Origin of the sequence: Pseudomonas sp. GL-B-12 (genome assembly GCF_019955895.1) — a bacterium.
Taxonomy (GTDB): Bacteria; Pseudomonadota; Gammaproteobacteria; order Pseudomonadales; family Pseudomonadaceae; genus Aquipseudomonas.
Map to the genome: position 1 here is coordinate 77,696 of NZ_JAHBCX010000055.1, position 17,025 is coordinate 94,720.

The 17,025-nt window shown below is 59.4% G+C and carries 16 protein-coding genes; 13 read left to right on the top strand and 3 right to left on the bottom strand.

From position 1 onward, the window contains the following. Positions 1–58 precede the first annotated feature (58 nt). From KGA85_RS25735 to ispD, 5 genes are all read left to right on the top strand, one after another. The gene (locus KGA85_RS25735; protein ID WP_223458857.1) at positions 59–1,690 is read left to right on the top strand and encodes a CTP synthase; all 1,632 of its coding nucleotides are present in this window, start codon (positions 59–61) and stop codon (positions 1,688–1,690) included. 5 nt (positions 1,691–1,695) lie between these two features. After that, a complete protein-coding gene (kdsA, locus tag KGA85_RS25740) occupies positions 1,696–2,541 on the top strand; it encodes a 3-deoxy-8-phosphooctulonate synthase (protein ID WP_007949350.1) in 846 nt (281 codons plus the stop codon). Positions 2,542–2,697: 156 nt separating this feature from the next. Continuing rightward, on the top strand, positions 2,698–3,987 hold the full coding sequence (eno, locus tag KGA85_RS25745; RefSeq protein WP_223458859.1) for a phosphopyruvate hydratase: 1,290 nt from the start codon (positions 2,698–2,700) through the stop codon (positions 3,985–3,987). A gap of 170 nt (positions 3,988–4,157) precedes the next feature. Continuing rightward, a complete protein-coding gene (ftsB, locus tag KGA85_RS25750; protein ID WP_007996937.1) occupies positions 4,158–4,436 on the top strand; it encodes a cell division protein FtsB in 279 nt (92 codons plus the stop codon). After that, positions 4,433–5,140 carry a 2-C-methyl-D-erythritol 4-phosphate cytidylyltransferase gene (gene ispD / locus KGA85_RS25755; protein WP_223458861.1) on the top strand — a complete coding sequence of 236 codons (708 nt, stop codon included), beginning with the start codon at positions 4,433–4,435 and terminating at the stop codon, positions 5,138–5,140. The genes ftsB and ispD overlap by 4 nt, the downstream gene beginning before the upstream one ends. A gap of 6 nt (positions 5,141–5,146) precedes the next feature. Here the strand turns inward: ispD and KGA85_RS25760 are convergent, their stop codons facing one another. After that, entirely contained in the window at positions 5,147–6,043 is an 897-nt protein-coding gene (locus tag KGA85_RS25760) for a LysR substrate-binding domain-containing protein (protein ID WP_223532515.1), read from the bottom strand. A gap of 107 nt (positions 6,044–6,150) precedes the next feature. Here KGA85_RS25760 and KGA85_RS25765 point away from each other — a divergent pair, with 107 nt between their 5' ends. From KGA85_RS25765 to rpoS, 8 genes are all read left to right on the top strand, one after another. Continuing rightward, positions 6,151–7,263, top strand: a complete 1,113-nt coding sequence (locus KGA85_RS25765; protein WP_008054058.1) for an S-(hydroxymethyl)glutathione dehydrogenase/class III alcohol dehydrogenase — start codon at positions 6,151–6,153, stop codon at positions 7,261–7,263. Between the two features lie 88 nt (positions 7,264–7,351). After that, positions 7,352–8,197, top strand: coding sequence for an S-formylglutathione hydrolase (fghA, locus tag KGA85_RS25770; RefSeq protein WP_223458865.1), 846 nt, complete (start codon positions 7,352–7,354; stop codon positions 8,195–8,197). Positions 8,198–8,240: 43 nt separating this feature from the next. Continuing rightward, positions 8,241–8,714: a 2-C-methyl-D-erythritol 2,4-cyclodiphosphate synthase gene (gene ispF / locus KGA85_RS25775; RefSeq protein WP_223458867.1), complete on the top strand. Its 474-nt coding sequence runs from the start codon at positions 8,241–8,243 to the stop codon at positions 8,712–8,714. Beyond that, positions 8,711–9,769, top strand: coding sequence for a tRNA pseudouridine(13) synthase TruD (gene truD / locus KGA85_RS25780; RefSeq protein WP_223458869.1), 1,059 nt, complete (start codon positions 8,711–8,713; stop codon positions 9,767–9,769). The genes ispF and truD overlap by 4 nt, the downstream gene beginning before the upstream one ends. Beyond that, positions 9,757–10,506: a 5'/3'-nucleotidase SurE gene (gene surE / locus KGA85_RS25785; protein ID WP_150727669.1), complete on the top strand. Its 750-nt coding sequence runs from the start codon at positions 9,757–9,759 to the stop codon at positions 10,504–10,506. The genes truD and surE overlap by 13 nt, the downstream gene beginning before the upstream one ends. A gap of 41 nt (positions 10,507–10,547) precedes the next feature. After that, positions 10,548–11,183 (top strand): protein-L-isoaspartate(D-aspartate) O-methyltransferase, encoded by a 636-nt coding sequence (locus KGA85_RS25790; RefSeq protein WP_172435346.1) that lies wholly within the window; start codon positions 10,548–10,550, stop codon positions 11,181–11,183. Between the two features lie 212 nt (positions 11,184–11,395). Further along, on the top strand, positions 11,396–12,253 hold the full coding sequence (locus tag KGA85_RS25795; protein WP_223458870.1) for a peptidoglycan DD-metalloendopeptidase family protein: 858 nt from the start codon (positions 11,396–11,398) through the stop codon (positions 12,251–12,253). A 105-nt stretch (positions 12,254–12,358) separates the two neighbouring features. Then, positions 12,359–13,366 (top strand): RNA polymerase sigma factor RpoS, encoded by a 1,008-nt coding sequence (gene rpoS, locus KGA85_RS25800; RefSeq protein WP_007990225.1) that lies wholly within the window; start codon positions 12,359–12,361, stop codon positions 13,364–13,366. 471 nt (positions 13,367–13,837) lie between these two features. Here rpoS and fdxA read toward each other — a convergent pair whose 3' ends face one another. Further along, positions 13,838–14,161, bottom strand: coding sequence for a ferredoxin FdxA (gene fdxA / locus KGA85_RS25805; RefSeq protein ID WP_007990223.1), 324 nt, complete (start codon positions 14,159–14,161; stop codon positions 13,838–13,840). 142 nt (positions 14,162–14,303) lie between these two features. Then, positions 14,304–16,883 carry a DNA mismatch repair protein MutS gene (gene mutS, locus KGA85_RS25810; protein WP_223458872.1) on the bottom strand — a complete coding sequence of 860 codons (2,580 nt, stop codon included), beginning with the start codon at positions 16,881–16,883 and terminating at the stop codon, positions 14,304–14,306. Positions 16,884–17,025: the final 142 nt, after the last annotated feature.

The following is a 17,025-nucleotide window of genomic DNA, read 5'->3' on the forward strand; positions in this document are numbered from 1 at the left end:
CTTCCTTCGCTTTCCCCGGCGGCTCGGACCGCTTTAACGCAGACTTCTAGGGTTTTTCATGACGCGCTACATATTCGTCACGGGCGGTGTTGTTTCTTCATTGGGGAAAGGCATTGCATCGGCATCATTGGCGGCCATCCTGGAGGCGCGGGGACTTAAGGTCACCATGCTGAAGCTGGACCCGTACATCAACGTCGACCCGGGCACCATGAGCCCGTTCCAGCACGGTGAAGTGTTCGTCACCCACGACGGCGCCGAGACTGACCTGGACCTGGGCCACTACGAGCGGTTCATCCGCACGACCATGACCCAGAACAACAACTTCACCACCGGCCGTGTCTACGAACACGTCCTGCGCAAGGAGCGCCGTGGTGACTACCTGGGTGCAACCATCCAGGTGATCCCGCACATCACCGACGAAATCAAGCGCCGCATCATCAAGGGTGCCGGCGACGCTGACGTGGCAATGGTCGAGATCGGTGGCACTGTGGGTGACATCGAGTCGCAACCGTTCCTCGAAGCCATCCGCCAACTGCGTTTCGAAGTCGGCGCCAAGCGCGCGATGCTGATGCACCTGACACTGGTGCCGTACATCGCCACTGCCGGCGAAACCAAGACCAAGCCAACCCAGCACTCGGTGAAGGAACTGCGTTCCATCGGCCTGCAACCAGACGTGCTGGTCTGCCGCTCCGATCACCCGATCGATATTTCCTCGCGTCGCAAGATCGCGCAGTTCACCAACGTTGAAGAGCGTGCGGTGATCGGCCTGGAAGACGCCGATACCATCTACAAGATCCCGGGCATCCTGCACTCCCAGGGCCTGGACGATTTCGTCGTCGAGCGTTTCGGCCTGCAATGCGGCGGTGCCGATCTGTCCGAGTGGGAAGCCGTGGTCGACGCCAAGCTCAACCCTGAGCACGAAGTCACCATCGCCATGGTCGGCAAGTACATGGAGTTGCTGGACGCCTACAAGTCGTTGATCGAAGCGATGAGTCACGCCGGCATCAGCAACCGTACCAAGGTCAACCTGCGCTACATCGATTCCGAAGACATCGAGAACCAGGGCACAGCGCTGCTCGAAGGCGTCGACGCGATCCTGGTGCCTGGCGGCTTCGGTCTGCGTGGCGTTGAAGGCAAGATCACTGCCGTTCAATACGCTCGCGAAAACAAGGTTCCGTACCTGGGTATCTGCCTGGGCATGCAAGTGGCCGTTATCGAGTTCGCACGTAACGTGATGGGCTGGAAAGACGCCAACTCCACCGAGTTCGATCGTGCAAGCGGTCACCCGGTTGTGGGCCTGATCACCGAGTGGGAAGATGCCACCGGCGCTGTCGAAACCCGTACCGAAACCTCCGATCTGGGCGGCACCATGCGCCTGGGCGCGCAGGATTGCCTGCTGGAGCCGGGTTCCCTGGTCCACGGTTGCTACGGCAAGGACGTGATTGTCGAGCGTCATCGTCATCGCTATGAAGTGAACAACAACCTGCTGCCGCAAATCATGGAAGCCGGTTTGAAAATCTCCGGTCGTTCCGGTGATGGCGCACTGGTTGAAGTGGTTGAAGCTCCGGATCACCCATGGTTCGTCGCTTGCCAGTTCCACCCTGAGTTCACCTCGACGCCGCGTGACGGTCATCCGCTGTTCAGCGGTTTCGTCAAGGCAGCGTTGGTTCAACACCAGAAGAAGGCGTAACCCCGATGGCACAGAAGATCATCCGCGTCGGCGACATCGAGATTGCCAACGACAAACCCATGGTGCTGTTCGGCGGCATGAACGTGCTGGAAAGTCGTGACATGGCCATGCAGGTTTGCGAAGAGTATGTGAAGGTCACCGAAAAGCTCGGTATCCCTTACGTGTTCAAGGCCAGTTTCGACAAGGCCAACCGGTCTTCTGTGACCTCCTATCGTGGTCCTGGCCTGGAAGAAGGCATGCGTATCTTCCAGGACATCAAGCAAGCCTTTGGCGTGCCGATCATCACCGACGTCCACGAGCCTGATCAGGCCGCGGTTGTCGCTGAAGTCTGCGACATCATCCAGTTGCCGGCCTTCCTGTCGCGCCAGACCGACCTCGTGGTCGCGATGGCCAAGACCGGTGCAGTGATCAACATCAAGAAAGCCCAGTTCCTCGCACCTCATGAAATGAAACACATCCTGAGCAAATGCGTGGAAGCGGGTAACGATCAGTTGATCCTCTGCGAGCGTGGTTCGAGCTTCGGCTACAACAACCTGGTCGTCGACATGCTCGGCTTCGGCATCATGAAGCAGTTCGAATATCCGGTGTTCTTCGACGTGACCCACGCGCTGCAAATGCCTGGTGGTCGCTCCGATTCCGCCGGCGGTCGTCGCGCCCAGGTCACCGACCTGGCGAAGGCCGGCATGAGCCAGTCCCTGGCCGGCCTGTTCCTGGAAGCCCACCCGGATCCGGACAACGCCAAATGCGACGGTCCTTGCGCCTTGCGCCTGGACAAACTGGAGCCATTCCTGGCCCAGCTCAAGGCTTTGGACGAACTGGTGAAGAGTTTTCCGACGGTAGAAACCGCGTAATCCTCAATTCTCCGGTAAAGTACCGCACGATTTAACGCTCAGGCCCTCGGGCCTGAGCCTTGTCGTCTGCAAGACTGCCCGCTGCACCTCACTTGCCGACGATCAAAGATTTCCTACAGCTGCGTCGTTTTCGTCAACTTTGGAGTGTTTACAACAATGGCTAAAATCGTCGACATCAAAGGTCGTGAAGTTCTCGACTCCCGTGGCAATCCCACCGTGGAAGCGGACGTGCTTCTCGACAACGGCATCATCGGCAGTGCCTGCGCGCCGTCCGGTGCTTCCACTGGCTCGCGTGAAGCGCTCGAGCTGCGTGATGGCGACAAGAGCCGTTACCTGGGCAAGGGCGTTCTGAAGGCCGTAGGCAACATCAACGGTCCGATCCGTGACCTGTTGAAAGGCATGGACCCAAGCGACCAGAAAGCGCTCGATCTGGCAATGATCAAGCTCGACGGTACTGAAAACAAAGGTTCCCTGGGCGCCAACGCGATCCTCGCCGTTTCCCTGGCCGCAGCCAAGGCAGCAGCGCAGGACCAGGACCTGCCGCTGTACGCTCACATCGCCAACCTGAACGGCACCCCGGGTGTCTACTCGATGCCGGTTCCGATGATGAACATCATCAACGGCGGCGAGCACGCCGATAACAACGTCGACATCCAGGAATTCATGGTTCAGCCGGTTGGCGCCAAGTCTTTCTCGGAAGGCCTGCGCATGGGCACCGAGATTTTCCACCACCTCAAAGCTGTGCTGAAAGCCCGTGGCCTGAGCACTGCCGTCGGTGACGAAGGTGGTTTCGCGCCGAACCTGGCTTCCAACGAAGATGCTTTGAAAGTGATCTCCGAAGCCGTGGCCAACGCCGGTTACAAGCTGGGCACCGACGTGACCCTGGCCCTGGACTGCGCAGCCAGCGAATTCTACGAAGACGGCAAGTACAACCTGTCCGGCGAAGGCCAGGTGTTCAGCGCCGAAGGTTTCGCTGATTACCTGAAAGGTCTGACCGAGCGTTATCCGATCATCTCCATCGAAGATGGCCTGGACGAGTCCGACTGGGCTGGCTGGAAAATCCTCACCGACAAGATCGGCGAGAAGACCCAGCTGGTAGGCGACGACCTGTTCGTCACCAACACCAAGATCCTGAAAGAAGGCATCGACAAGAAGATCGCCAACTCGATCCTGATCAAGTTCAACCAGATCGGCACCCTGACCGAAACCCTGGAAGCCATCCAGATGGCCAAGGCTGCCGGTTACACTGCCGTGATCTCGCACCGCTCCGGCGAAACCGAAGATTCGACCATTGCCGACCTGGCCGTGGGCACCTCGGCTGGCCAGATCAAGACCGGCTCCCTGTGCCGTTCCGACCGCGTTTCCAAGTACAACCAACTGCTGCGTATCGAAGAGCAGTTGAACGGCAAAGCCAAGTACAACGGTCGCAGCGAGTTCCGCGGCTGATTGTTAAATGGTAAATAGTCAGCGGATTGTGTCGGAAAAATCGCTACGGCGACGTTTTTGCCACTAATCTGATGCCTTATATGCACAAGCCTGGTTCTTCCAGGCTTCGTGCTATCAGAAGCTTCACGTTTTGGCATGGCTGTCTTTTTTCACTGGATACCTGATATTCGATGCGCAGTCCCAATTGGTTGTTCCTCGTCTTGCTCCTGCTGCTGGCTGGCCTGCAGTACCGCCTGTGGGTGGGTAATGGCAGCCTGGCGCAAGTGGCCGAGTTGACTCAGCAGATTGCCGATCAGCAAGCTGAGAACCAGGCGTTGCTGGAGCGCAACCGGGTGATGGACGCCGAAGTCAGTGAGTTGAAAAAGGGCATGGAGACCGTTGAAGAACGGGCTCGTCATGAGTTGGGCATGGTCAAGGACGGTGAAACCCTTTACCAGCTGGCGCAATGAACCAGACGTTACCGGCCTTCTGGGCCGTGATTCCTGCCGCGGGCGTCGGTGCCCGTATGGCCGCGGACCGTCCCAAGCAATACCTGCAACTGGGCGGGCGCACTATTCTCGAACACAGCCTTGGCTGTTTCCTTGATCATCCATGCCTGAAAGGCCTGGTGGTCAGTGTTGCTGTTGACGACCCTTATTGGCCGAACCTGGCATGTGCCAGTGATCCGCGTATTGCCCGGGTCGAGGGCGGCGCCGAACGTTCCGGGTCGGTGCTCAATGCGTTGCTGCACTTGCATGCGCAGGGCGCCGGTGATGAGGATTGGGTACTGGTTCACGATGCCGCACGGCCGAACCTCAGTCGTGACGATCTGGACAAGCTGCTGGCTGAACTGGCTGATGATCCTGTCGGCGGGCTGCTGGCGGTTCCGGCACGGGATACGCTCAAGCGGGTCGACAAGCACGGTCGTGTGGTCGAAACCGTGGATCGCAGCGTGATCTGGCAGGCCTACACGCCGCAGATGTTCCGCCTTGGGGCGTTGCATCGCGCACTGGCTGACAGTCTGGTGGCCGATGCCGTTATTACCGACGAAGCTTCGGCGATGGAGTGGGCCGGTTCGGCGCCACGCCTGATCGAAGGGCGGTCCGACAACCTCAAGGTTACGCGTCCCGAAGATCTTGAATGGTTGAGGCAGCGTTGGGCCAATCGTCACTAAAAGATCTTAAATCCTGTACTCCGGCCGTTTAGCCAACCCCTCCTTCAAAAAATCCACCAACTTGCGCACCTTCGGCGACAGATGCCGCTGCTGCGGATACAGCGCCCAAACGGCGGTATTCGGTGGTTGATGTGCTTCCAGCAACGAAATCAACGCGCCGCTGTTCAAATGCTCCAGCACGTAATAGTCCGGCAACTGACACAACCCCACGCCTTGTAGCGCGGCATCCAGTACGGCTTGCCCACTGTTGCAGCGCCAGTTTCCCTGCACCCTTTGCGAAAACTCCCTCCCATTTTGTTCCAGTTGCCAGAGGTCCGAACTGCCGATGAGGCAGTTGTGGCGGCTCAGCTCCGACAGGCTGTGCGGGCGGCCGTAGCGTTCAAGGTAGGAGGGCGATGCACAGAGAAACATACGCCGTGGCGCGAGGCGGGTGGCGACCAGCCGTGAATCCTGCAAACGCCCGAGGCGAATCGCCAGGTCGAGGCCTTCGTGCACCAGGTCAAGCTGGCGATTGCTCAGTTCGATGTCGATCCGCAGTTGCGGATACAGCCCCATGAAGCGGGTCACCAGCGGCACGATGAAGCGCTCGCCGTAAGCCACGGCGCAGGTCATGCGCAGCATGCCCTTGGGTTCGCTGGTCAGGTCGCCCACCGCGCGCAACGCCTCTTCGCGGCCATCCTGCAAACGCTGGCAATGTTGCAGGAAGGTTTGCCCGGCCTCGGTCAGCGTGACCCGGCGGGTACTGCGGTAGAGCAGGCGAGTTTGCAGGCGTTCTTCGAGGCGTACGATTTGTCGACTGATATGGGAGGAAGAAACCCCCAGGCGTTGCGCAGCAGCGGTGAACTGGCTGCATTCGGCAACGGCGACAAACTCGTCGATCCCTTCCCAGCGATTTTCGGACATCAATGATTATCCCCGTGCGGCAATAATATTTTGCATTTGCATCGATTATTCATCGTTGAGCCATGTATTACACTCACTGTCTCGTTTTAATTCACTGGAGAGTCATCATGATCAAGTCGCGCGCCGCCGTTGCCTTCGAGGCCAAAAAGCCCCTCGAAATCGTTGAAGTCGATGTCGCCATGCCCAAGGCCGGCGAAGTCTTGCTGCGCGTGGTGGCCTCCGGTGTTTGCCATACCGATGCCTACACACTGTCTGGCGCCGATCCGGAAGGCATCTTCCCGTCGATCCTCGGCCATGAAGGTGGTGCGATTGTCGAGGCCATTGGCGAAGGCGTGACCTCCGTTGCAGTCGGCGATCATGTGATCCCGCTGTACACCCCGGAATGCCGGCAGTGCAAATTCTGCCTGTCGGGTAAAACCAACCTCTGCCAGGCGATTCGTGCGACCCAGGGCAAAGGCTTGATGCCGGACGGCACTTCGCGGTTTTCCTACAAGGGCCAGCCGATTTTCCACTACATGGGTACTTCCACTTTTTCGGAGTACACCGTGCTGCCGGAAATCTCCGTGGCCAAGATCGCTAAAGAAGCACCACTGGAAAAAGTCTGCCTGCTGGGCTGCGGCGTCACCACCGGCATCGGTGCAGTGCTCAACACCGCCAAGGTGAAACCAGGTGATACCGTGGCCATTTTCGGCCTCGGCGGCATTGGTCTTTCGGCGGTGATTGGCGCTGTCAAAGCCAAGGCTGCCCGCATTATCGCCATCGACATCAACCCGGCGAAATTCGAAATCGCCAAACAGCTGGGCGCAACCGACTGCGTGAACCCGAAAGACTTCGATCGTCCGATCCAGGAAGTCATCGTCGACATGACCGATGGCGGCGTGGACTTTTCCTTTGAGTGCATCGGCAACGTGCAACTGATGCGCGCTGCGCTGGAGTGCTGCCACAAGGGCTGGGGCGAGTCGGTCATCATCGGTGTTGCCGGTGCCGGTCAGGAAATCTCGACCCGTCCGTTCCAGTTGGTCACCGGCCGCGTCTGGCGCGGTTCGGCGTTCGGCGGCGTGCGCGGCCGTACCGAATTGCCTAGCTATGTGGAAATGGCTGAGACCGGAGAGATTCCGCTGGATACCTTCATCACCCACACCATGGGCCTGGAAGATATCAACAAGGCGTTTGACCTGATGCATGAAGGAAAAAGCATCCGCTCCGTCATCCATTTCTGAGAAGCAGCTGCAAGCCACAAGCTTCAAGCGGCAAGCTGATTGAGTTGGCCTGGCGCTTGAGGTTTTGGTTTTCAGTGAGGAGTTTGCAATGAGTTTGGAAAACATCTCCTGCCAGAAAAGTTTTGGCGGTTGGCACAAACGCTATCGCCATCGCTCCGACGTGCTCGGTTGCGACATGGTGTTCGCCGTCTACCTGCCGCCGCAAGCGGAGCAGGGCGGCAAGCTGCCGGTGTTGTACTGGTTGTCCGGCCTGACCTGCACTGACGAGAACTTCATGCAAAAGGCCGGCGCCATGCGCATGGCCGCCGAGTTGGGGCTGATTATCGTCGCACCGGACACCAGCCCTCGCGGTCCTGAAGTTCCGGGCGATCCGGAGGGCGCCTGGGACTTCGGCCTCGGCGCCGGGTTTTATTTGAATGCCACCCAGGAACCTTGGTCGCGCCACTATCGGATGCATGACTATGTCGTGCAGGAATTGCCGACTTTGGTCGAAGCCCATTTCCCTGCGTCGGACAAGCGCGGCATCAGTGGTCACTCCATGGGTGGCCACGGCGCGCTGGTTTGCGCATTGCGCAATCCGGGACGCTATCTGTCGGTATCGGCGTTCTCGCCAATCAATAATCCGATGGATTGCCCGTGGGGGCAGAAAGCCTTTTCCCGCTATCTGGGAGAGGATCGTTCGAAATGGCGCGAATGGGATGCCAGCGCATTGATTGCCGAGGCCGATGAAAAGCTGCCGCTGCTGGTCGACCAGGGTGATCGCGACGATTTCCTTGCCACCCAGCTCAAGCCGGAAGCCTTGCAGCAGGCGGCCAAACTGGCTGGTCACCCGCTGACGTTGCGCCTGCAACCGGGCTACGATCACAGCTATTTCTTCATCGCCAGTTTCATTGACGACCACTTGCGACATCACGCGCATGCTCTGGTTGGCTAATGCAGGTAGAATCACGCCCTGACAAAAATCGGGGCGTTTTTTTATGCGTATTGGCCACGGCTATGATGTGCACCGTTTCGCTGAAGGCGATTTCATCACTCTGGGCGGCGTGCGCATTGCACACAGCTTCGGGCTGCTCGCTCACTCTGACGGTGACGTCCTCTTGCACGCCTTGAGCGATGCCTTGCTCGGCGCCGCGGCGCTGGGAGACATCGGCAAGCATTTCCCGGATACCGACCCGCAATTCAAGGGCGCCGACAGCCGCGCGCTGTTGCGTCACGTCGTTGCACTGGTCCATGCCAAAGGCTGGAAAGTTGGCAACGTCGATAACACCATCGTCGCCCAGGCGCCGAAAATGGCCCCGCATATCGAACCGATGCGCGCGCTGATTGCCGCGGATCTTCAAGTAGAGTTGGATCAAGTGAACGTGAAAGCTACCACCACCGAAAAGCTCGGCTTTGTCGGTCGCGAAGAAGGCATTGCCGTGCACTCCGTTGCCTTGTTGCTGCGCGCATGAACGAACTGCAGTTGCTCGGCCCGCGGGCTTACGGTGAGGCCCTCGGCACGGCGGTCCTGAAAGCGATCGCGGAAGATTTCCAGGTCGACGAAGTCCTCGACATTCCCCTCAGTGGCGAAGGTGAACACCTGTGGATCTGGGTGGAAAAGCGCGGCCTGAATACCGAAGAAGCGGCGCGACGGATTGCCAAGGCTGCCGGCGTGCCATTGCGCACCGTCAGTTATGCCGGGCTCAAGGACCGTCAGGCGTTGACTCGCCAGTGGTTCAGCGTGCAACTGCCGGGCAAGGCCGACCCTGATCTGTCGGCCGCGCAAAATGATACGCTGAAGATCCTCAAGACCGCCCGCCACAAGCGCAAACTGCAACGCGGTGCGCACTCGGCCAACGGTTTTACGTTGCGCCTGACGCAATTTACCGGCGACAAGCCTGCGCTTGAAGAGCGTCTGCAACTGATCGCCAAGCAAGGCATCCCCAATTATTTCGGCGCCCAGCGCTTCGGCCATGACGGCGGCAACGTCGTCGATGCTCGCGCCTGGGCCGCGCGCAAGGCCTTGCCGGAGCAGCGCAATGTGCGCTCGCGCCTGCTTTCCACGGCGCGCAGCTTTCTGTTCAATCAGGTGCTGGCCGCGCGTGTCGCCGATGGCACCTGGCAGCGTGCCCAGGTGGGCGATCTGCTGGCGTTCACTGACAGCCGCAGCTTTTTCCCGGCAGGCGAAGCCGAGTGCAGCGACCCGCGTCTGGCGATTCTCGATCTGCACCCGACCGGTCCGCAGTGGGGCGAAGGTGACTCGCCGGCCACGGGCGTTGTCCATGAACTGGAGCAGGCCATCGCCGCACGCGAAGCGGATTTGCGTGACTGGTTGATCAACGCCGGTATGAGCCACGAACGTCGCATCCTGCGGCTGCCCATTGGCGGGTTGACGTGGCATTATCCCGAGCCTGACATTCTGCAACTGGAATTCATCCTGCCGGCCGGATGCTTCGCCACCGTATTGGTGCGTGAGCTTGTTGATCTGGTGCCGGTGGGGCAGACGGACAGCCCATGCGTATTCTGATTTCTAACGACGATGGAGTAACCGCACCCGGTCTCGCCGCGCTTTATGCTGCGCTGGCGGATTACACCGAATGCGTGGTTATCGCCCCGGACCAGGACAAAAGCGGCGCCAGCAGTTCGCTGACGCTCGACCGTCCGTTGCACCCGCAAACCCTGGCCAACGGCTTTATCAGCCTCAACGGCACGCCAACCGATTGTGTGCACCTGGGCCTCAACGGCCTGCTGGAACGGGAAGCGGACATGGTGGTTTCCGGGATCAACCTGGGCGCGAACCTGGGGGACGATGTCCTGTATTCCGGCACGGTGGCGGCGGCCCTTGAGGGGCGTTTCCTGAAACACCCTTCGTTTGCCTTTTCGCTGGTCTCACGACAAGTAGATAACCTTCCCACAGCTGCCTATTTCGCGCGCAAACTGGTCGAAGCCCATGCTGACCTGGATTTGCCACCGCGTACGGTACTGAACGTGAATATTCCCAATTTGCCGCTGGACCGCATCCGCGGTATCCAGTTGACCCGCCTGGGCCATCGCGCCCGAGCCGCAGCACCGATGAAAGTGGTGGATCCGCGGGGCAAGTCCGGTTACTGGATCGCGGCGGCCGGGGATGCCGAAGACGGCGGCCCGGGTACCGATTTCCATGCAGTGATGCAGGGTTATGTTTCGATCACGCCGCTGCAACTGGATCGTACCTTCAATGATGCCTTCAGAAGTCTGGATGGCTGGCTGGAGGGATTGCGCTGATGGGTCGCGAACAAGACGATATGCTGCGTCGCGGCATCGGCATGACCTCCCAGCGAACCCGGGAGCGGCTGATCCAGCGCCTGTACGAAGAAGGTATCTCCAACGCCAGGGTGCTGGAGGTCATTCGCCGGACCCCGCGCCACCTGTTCGTCGACGAAGCGCTGGCACACCGTGCCTATGAAGACACCGCGCTGCCGATTGGTAACAACCAGACCATCTCCCAGCCTTATATGGTGGCGCGCATGAGCGAGCTGCTGCTGGAGGCCGGTCCCCTCGACAAGGTGCTGGAGATCGGCACCGGGTCGGGTTATCAGACGGCGGTGCTGTCGCAACTGGTCGAGCGTGTGTTCTCGGTCGAGCGCATCAAGGTTCTGCAGGATCGGGCAAAGGAACGCCTGGTCGAACTGAACCTGCGCAACGTGGTGTTCCGCTGGGGCGATGGCTGGGAGGGCTGGCCGGCACTGGCGCCGTACAACGGGATTATCGTCACTGCAGTGGCGACCGATGTGCCCCAGGCACTGCTTGACCAGTTGGCACCGGGAGGTCGGATGGTGATCCCGGTCGGGGCCGGCGAAGTCCAGCAATTGATGCTGATCATCCGCGAGGAACAAGGTTTTTCCAGGCATGTTCTGGGGGCTGTGCGCTTCGTGCCATTGCTCAATGGGCCGCTGGCCTGAGCATTTGTTACGGCACGCTGAATTCTCCTCGATTGCCTTTGTCTTACAGCGGCATCGCTCGGTTGAACGGGATTCATCGTCAGGCAGCAAACGTGTGCGCGACACCGATTCGCCACATTAAAGGTAAAGCGTGCACCGCCCGTTATACTTGCGACACTTTATTGCCGGACTCCGGTATTTCACATTTTCAGCCACCACAGAGGGAGCGGCGGGTGAGTCTCACAGTCATTGCGCAGCGTATGAGTAAAACGAGCTTTCAGCGCCTGGTGACTGGCCTTGTCTTGAGCACCTTGCTGGTCGGTTGTTCCAGCAACAAATCCAGCGATGTTCGTGTCCTGGACCGCAACAATGCTGCGGCCCAGCGTCCAGCCGTGACCACCGGACAATACGTCGTTCGGCCCAAGGACACCCTGTTCTCCATCGCCTTCCGTTACGGCTGGGACTACAAGGCCCTGGCTGCGCGTAACAACATTGCTCCGCCTTACACCATCCATCCGGGTCAGACGATTCGCTTTGATGGTCGTACCGATTCAACGTCAACGGCGGTGGTCAGTTCGTCCAGTTCAACACCTTCGTCGTCGAGTAAAACCACGGTCATCCGTCGTCCGGTAAACGGTGCGACCACCAGTACAACGACGGTTTTACCGTCCGTCGCCAACAAGCCAGCACCCGCTCCGTTGCCCCCTCCCGGGCCAGCTCCGACGGGCTGGGGGTGGCCATCTAATGGCATTCTGATCGGGAAATTCTCTTCAAACGGTAGTTTGAATAAAGGAATTGATATCGCCGGAGATTTGGGACAGCCTGTTTTAGCTGCGTCTGATGGGACGGTGGTGTATGCCGGGAGTGGCTTAAGGGGCTACGGCGAATTAGTGATCATCAAACACAGCGAAACTTACGTCAGTGCCTACGGACATAACCGCAGGCTGTTGGTTCGGGAGGGGCAGCAGGTCAAGGTCGGACAGACAATTGCCGAAATGGGGTCAACGGGTACAGACCGGGTGAAACTGCATTTTGAGATTCGCCGCCAGGGTAAACCTGTAGATCCGCTGCAATTCCTGCCACGTCGTTGATCGCTTACCAGCCTGTTCCGTCGCGTAGAGGGGACAGGCTCCAGCGTTGCCAGGGATGAAGGCGCCGCTTGAGCTTGAGGTCGAACTCACCAAAGGACTATAACAATGGCTCTCAGTAAAGAAGTGCCGGAGTTTGACATCGACGATGAGGTTCTCCTGATGGAGAGCAGCATCGATACGGATTCGATGTCGAATGATGAAGGGGCGGCTCCACCTTCCGTTCGTGCCAAATCCAAACACTCCGCATCGTTGAAACAACACAAGTACATTGACTACACGCGGGCACTTGATGCCACGCAGCTGTATCTCAATGAAATTGGTTTCTCTCCCCTGCTGTCACCTGAAGAAGAAGTTCATTTTGCGCGCCTGTCGCAAAGTGGCGATCCGGCCGGGCGCAAACGCATGATTGAAAGTAACCTGCGGCTGGTGGTGAAAATCGCCCGACGCTACGTCAATCGTGGGCTGTCGCTGCTGGACCTGATCGAAGAGGGCAACCTCGGCTTGATCCGGGCGGTGGAGAAGTTCGATCCGGAACGCGGTTTCCGCTTCTCGACCTACGCGACCTGGTGGATTCGCCAGACCATCGAACGCGCAATCATGAATCAGACCCGGACCATCCGGCTGCCGATCCATGTGGTCAAGGAGCTGAATGTGTACCTGCGGGCCGCGCGGGAGCTGACGCAAAAACTCGACCATGAACCCTCACCCGAAGAAATCGCCAACCTGCTGGAAAAACCGGTGGGAGAGGTCAAGCGTATGCTCGGCCTTAACGAACGGGTTTCTTCGGTCGACGTCTCGCTGGGTCCGGATTCGGATAAAACCCTGCTGGATACCCTGACTGACGACCGTCCAACCGATCCATGCGAATTGTTGCAGGACGACGACCTGTCCCAGAGCATCGATCAATGGCTCTCGGAACTGACCGACAAGCAACGCGAAGTGGTTGTACGCCGCTTCGGCCTGCGCGGTCATGAAAGCAGCACCCTTGAGGACGTAGGCCTGGAAATCGGCCTGACCCGGGAACGAGTCAGGCAGATTCAGGTGGAAGGCTTGAAGCGGCTGCGCGAGATCCTGGAAAAAAATGGTCTGTCGAGCGAGTCGCTGTTCCAATAAGGCGCTCACTGCGATGGCATGAAAAACCCCGACTGGCTCGGGGTTTTTTATTGTCTGGCCAGGAGACCGAATCCCCTCGGGATTTTGGTTTCGTGCTGTAAGCCTTGGCTTACTCTTGCGTAAGTGTTCGTTATTTTTACACTCTGGCAGTCGTCCATGCAGAACGCTGATTGCCTATATCTTTTTGATTTATATAACTATTTTTTATTATTAATGACGTGTGACAGCTGGATTTCGCGCCAAAGGGCGATTGATCCAGGCGGGGAAAGGTCTAGTATTCAGGTTGTGTCGATGGACAGACACGTCCTTCAAGGATGAGGGAAATGGATATCGCAGGACGCGATTCATCAGGACGATGAAAAGGAACACAGGGAATAGGGAAAAAATGTGGGCGGGTCAAACCGCCCCTTTTTTTGCCTGCAGAAAAGCAAAAAGGCCCTTGTGGGGCCTTTTTCGGAAACGCGGGGGTAATCAGCGTTCGAGGTGTTCGATCTTGTCTTTCTTGCCATCCCACTCGGCAGAATCTGGCAGCGGATCCTTGCGTTCGGTGATGTTCGGCCAGATATCGGCCAACTCTGCGTTCAGCTCGATGAAGTTCTCCATGCCGGCCGGAACCTCATCTTCGGAGAAGATAGCCACGGCAGGGCATTCAGGTTCGCACAGCGCGCAATCGATGCACTCATCCGGGTGAATCACCAGGAAATTCGGGCCTTCGTAAAAGCAGTCCACCGGACAGACTTCTACGCAGTCGGTGTACTTGCACTTGATGCAGTTGTCGGTGACGACGAAGGTCATTTCTAATTTTCTCCTCAGGCGCGGCTTGCTGCGCCCCTTCTCGTAGGGGTCGCCAGGTTCGGGAGCGATAGTCTGCTGGCCAGGCTATTAGCCAGCAGCATCCCAAACCGCGCGAGATTCTAACAGCTTGCAAGCCGCTGCGTTAGATCCGTGTCTTTAGTGTATAGAGCATTTCGAGAGCACGACGTGGCGTCATGTTGTCCAGGTCGAGCTTGGCCAGGTCATCCAGCACTGGATGCGGCAGGCTGGCAAACAGGTCGCTTTGCTGCGGTGCGGCCGGTTTGCCTTTGGCAGGTGCCGGTGTTTCATGGGGCAGGGCGGTGTCTTCCAGGCGGCTCAAATGCTCGCGAGCACGGGTGATGACCTCGCTCGGTACGCCTGCCAGCTGCGCAACGGCCAGGCCATAACTCTGACTGGCCGGCCCGGGCAGCACGTGGTGCAGGAACACGATGCGTTCGTTGTGCTCGGTGGCATTGAGGTGCACGTTGGCCACCAGCGGCTGGGCTTCCGGCAGGACGGTCAGTTCAAAGTAGTGGGTGGCGAACAGCGTGTAGGCACGCAGATGCGCCAGGCGCTCGGCTGCCGCCCATGCCAGGGACAGACCGTCGAAGGTGCTGGTGCCGCGCCCGACTTCGTCCATCAGCACCAGGCTGCGCTCGGTGGCGTTGTGCAGGATGTTCGCGGTTTCGCTCATTTCCACCATGAAGGTCGAACGCCCGCCGGCCAGGTCATCGCTGGAGCCGATCCGGGTGAAGATGCGGTCGACCAGCGACAGTTCGCAACTGGCTGCCGGCACGAAGCTGCCGATGTGCGCCAGGAGCACGATCAAGGCGGTCTGACGCATGTAGGTGGATTTACCGCCCATGTTCGGACCGGTGATCACCAGCATGCGGGTGTTGTCGTCCAGGCTCAGGTCGTTGGCCACGAACGGCGTGGTCAGCACTTGCTCGACCACCGGGTGACGACCCTGGCTGATGCGCATGCACGGTTCACTGACGAAGCGCGGGCAGTTCAGGTCGAGGTTCAGTGCACGTTCGGCCAGGTTGCTCAAAACGTCCAGTTCGGCCAGGGCGCCGGCGGTGTCCTGCAGTGGTGGCAACTGGGCGATCAGGTCTTCGAGCAGCGCTTCGTACAGCATCTTCTCGCGGGCCAGGGCGCGGCTCTTGGCTGACAGTGCCTTGTCTTCGAACGCCTTGAGTTCCGGCGTAATGAAACGCTCGGCGCCTTTGAGCGTCTGGCGGCGAATATAGTCGGCCGGTGCCGATTCCGCCTGCTTGCTTGGCAGCTCGATGAAGTAACCGTGGATGCGGTTGTAACCGACCTTCAGGTGCGACAGGCCGGTGCGGGCCTTTTCCCGTGCCTCGAGGTCGATCAGGAATTGCCCGGCGTTTTCGCTCAGCGACTGCAGTTCGTCGAGTTCGCTGTCGTAGCCGGTTTTCAGCACGCCGCCGTCACGAATGACTGCGGGCGGGTTGTCGATGATGGCTTTTTCCAGGAGTGCCGCCAGTTCCGGGTAGGTGCTGGTGATGGTGGCGAGTTGCTGGAGGTGCGGAGCTTCGAGCTCCGTCATTGCCACTTGTAGTTCGGGCAGTGCGCCGAGGGCGTCACGCAAACGGGCGAGGTCGCGGGGGCGGGCATTGCGCAGGCCGATCCGCGCAAGAATCCGCTCGATGTCACCGATTTCCTTGAGCTGCGGTTGCAGCCTTTCGAAGCGGTAACCGTCGAGCAGGCAGGTGATCGAAGTCTGACGCGCCAGCAGCACCGTCAAATCGCGTAACGGGCGATTCAGCCAGCGGGTCAGCAGGCGGCTGCCCATGGCGGTCTGGCAGCGGTCCACCACCGATTGCAGGGTGTTGTCGCGGCCGCCGGCCAGGTTGGTGTCGAGCTCCAGGTTACGACGGCTGGCGCCATCGAGCACCACGGTGTCGTCCAGGCGCTCATGACGCAGGCTGCGCAAATGAGGCAGGGCGGTGCGCTGGGTTTCTTTGGCGTAGGCCAGCAGGCAACCGGCGGCGCCGATGGCCAGGGTCAGGTTTTCGCAGCCAAAGCCTTTGAGATCCTGGGTCGAGAATTGCTGGCAAAGGCTTTTGAGCGCCGAATCGCGCTCGAAATCCCACGGCGCACGGCGACGCACACCACGGCGTTTTTCCGCCGGCAAATCCTTGGGCCAGTCATCCGGAATCAGCAGTTCCACCGGGTTGACCCGCTCCAGTTCCGCCAGCAGATTTTCCCAACCCTTGATTTCCAGCACGCTGAAGTTGCCACTGGTGATGTCCAGCACCGCCAGGCCGAAAAGGCGCTCATCACCCAGGACGGCGGCGATCAGGTTGTCCCGACGCTCGTCGAGCAGCGCCTCGTCACTCACCGTCCCCGGCGTGATGATGCGCACCACCTGCCGCTCCACCGGCCCTTTGCTGGTGGCCGGGTCGCCAACCTGCTCGCAGATCACCACCGATTCGCCAAGCTTCACCAGTTTTGCCAGGTAACCCTCGGCGGCGTGGTAAGGAATCCCGCACATCGGAATCGCCTGCCCGGCCGACTGCCCACGGGCGGTCAGGGTGATATCCAGCAACTTGGCGGCCTTCTTCGCGTCTTCATAGAAGATCTCGTAGAAGTCGCCCATGCGGTAGAACATCAGCTGGTCCGGGTGCTGGTTTTTCAGGCGCCAGTACTGCTGCATCATCGGGGTGTGGGAGGACAGGTCGGAGACGGCTTTATTCATCGGATTGTCAGGAAGCTCGTTGAAAGAGGTGGGGCAAAAGCAGGGCAACGGCCGGGCTTTTCCGCGATGGGCGCAAGGTTACCATGGGCGGTCTACCCGACGCAGGCATCGCGGTCGGGTGACAGCTTTCAGCATTTGAAAT

What these genes read in the sequence shown, in the direction of transcription:
- KGA85_RS25735 (WP_223458857.1), top strand. Translation starts at nt 59, where the DNA reads ATGACGCGCTACATATTCGTCACGGGCGGTGTTGTTTCTTCATTGGGG.
- kdsA (WP_007949350.1), top strand. Translation starts at nt 1,696, where the DNA reads ATGGCACAGAAGATCATCCGCGTCGGCGACATCGAGATTGCCAACGAC.
- eno (WP_223458859.1), top strand. Translation starts at nt 2,698, where the DNA reads ATGGCTAAAATCGTCGACATCAAAGGTCGTGAAGTTCTCGACTCCCGT.
- ftsB (WP_007996937.1), top strand. Translation starts at nt 4,158, where the DNA reads ATGCGCAGTCCCAATTGGTTGTTCCTCGTCTTGCTCCTGCTGCTGGCT.
- ispD (WP_223458861.1), top strand. Translation starts at nt 4,433, where the DNA reads ATGAACCAGACGTTACCGGCCTTCTGGGCCGTGATTCCTGCCGCGGGC.
- KGA85_RS25760 (WP_223532515.1), bottom strand. Translation starts at nt 6,043, where the DNA reads ATGTCCGAAAATCGCTGGGAAGGGATCGACGAGTTTGTCGCCGTTGCC.
- KGA85_RS25765 (WP_008054058.1), top strand. Translation starts at nt 6,151, where the DNA reads ATGATCAAGTCGCGCGCCGCCGTTGCCTTCGAGGCCAAAAAGCCCCTC.
- fghA (WP_223458865.1), top strand. Translation starts at nt 7,352, where the DNA reads ATGAGTTTGGAAAACATCTCCTGCCAGAAAAGTTTTGGCGGTTGGCAC.
- ispF (WP_223458867.1), top strand. Translation starts at nt 8,241, where the DNA reads ATGCGTATTGGCCACGGCTATGATGTGCACCGTTTCGCTGAAGGCGAT.
- truD (WP_223458869.1), top strand. Translation starts at nt 8,711, where the DNA reads ATGAACGAACTGCAGTTGCTCGGCCCGCGGGCTTACGGTGAGGCCCTC.
- surE (WP_150727669.1), top strand. Translation starts at nt 9,757, where the DNA reads ATGCGTATTCTGATTTCTAACGACGATGGAGTAACCGCACCCGGTCTC.
- KGA85_RS25790 (WP_172435346.1), top strand. Translation starts at nt 10,548, where the DNA reads ATGACCTCCCAGCGAACCCGGGAGCGGCTGATCCAGCGCCTGTACGAA.
- rpoS (WP_007990225.1), top strand. Translation starts at nt 12,359, where the DNA reads ATGGCTCTCAGTAAAGAAGTGCCGGAGTTTGACATCGACGATGAGGTT.
- fdxA (WP_007990223.1), bottom strand. Translation starts at nt 14,161, where the DNA reads ATGACCTTCGTCGTCACCGACAACTGCATCAAGTGCAAGTACACCGAC.
- mutS (WP_223458872.1), bottom strand. Translation starts at nt 16,883, where the DNA reads ATGAATAAAGCCGTCTCCGACCTGTCCTCCCACACCCCGATGATGCAG.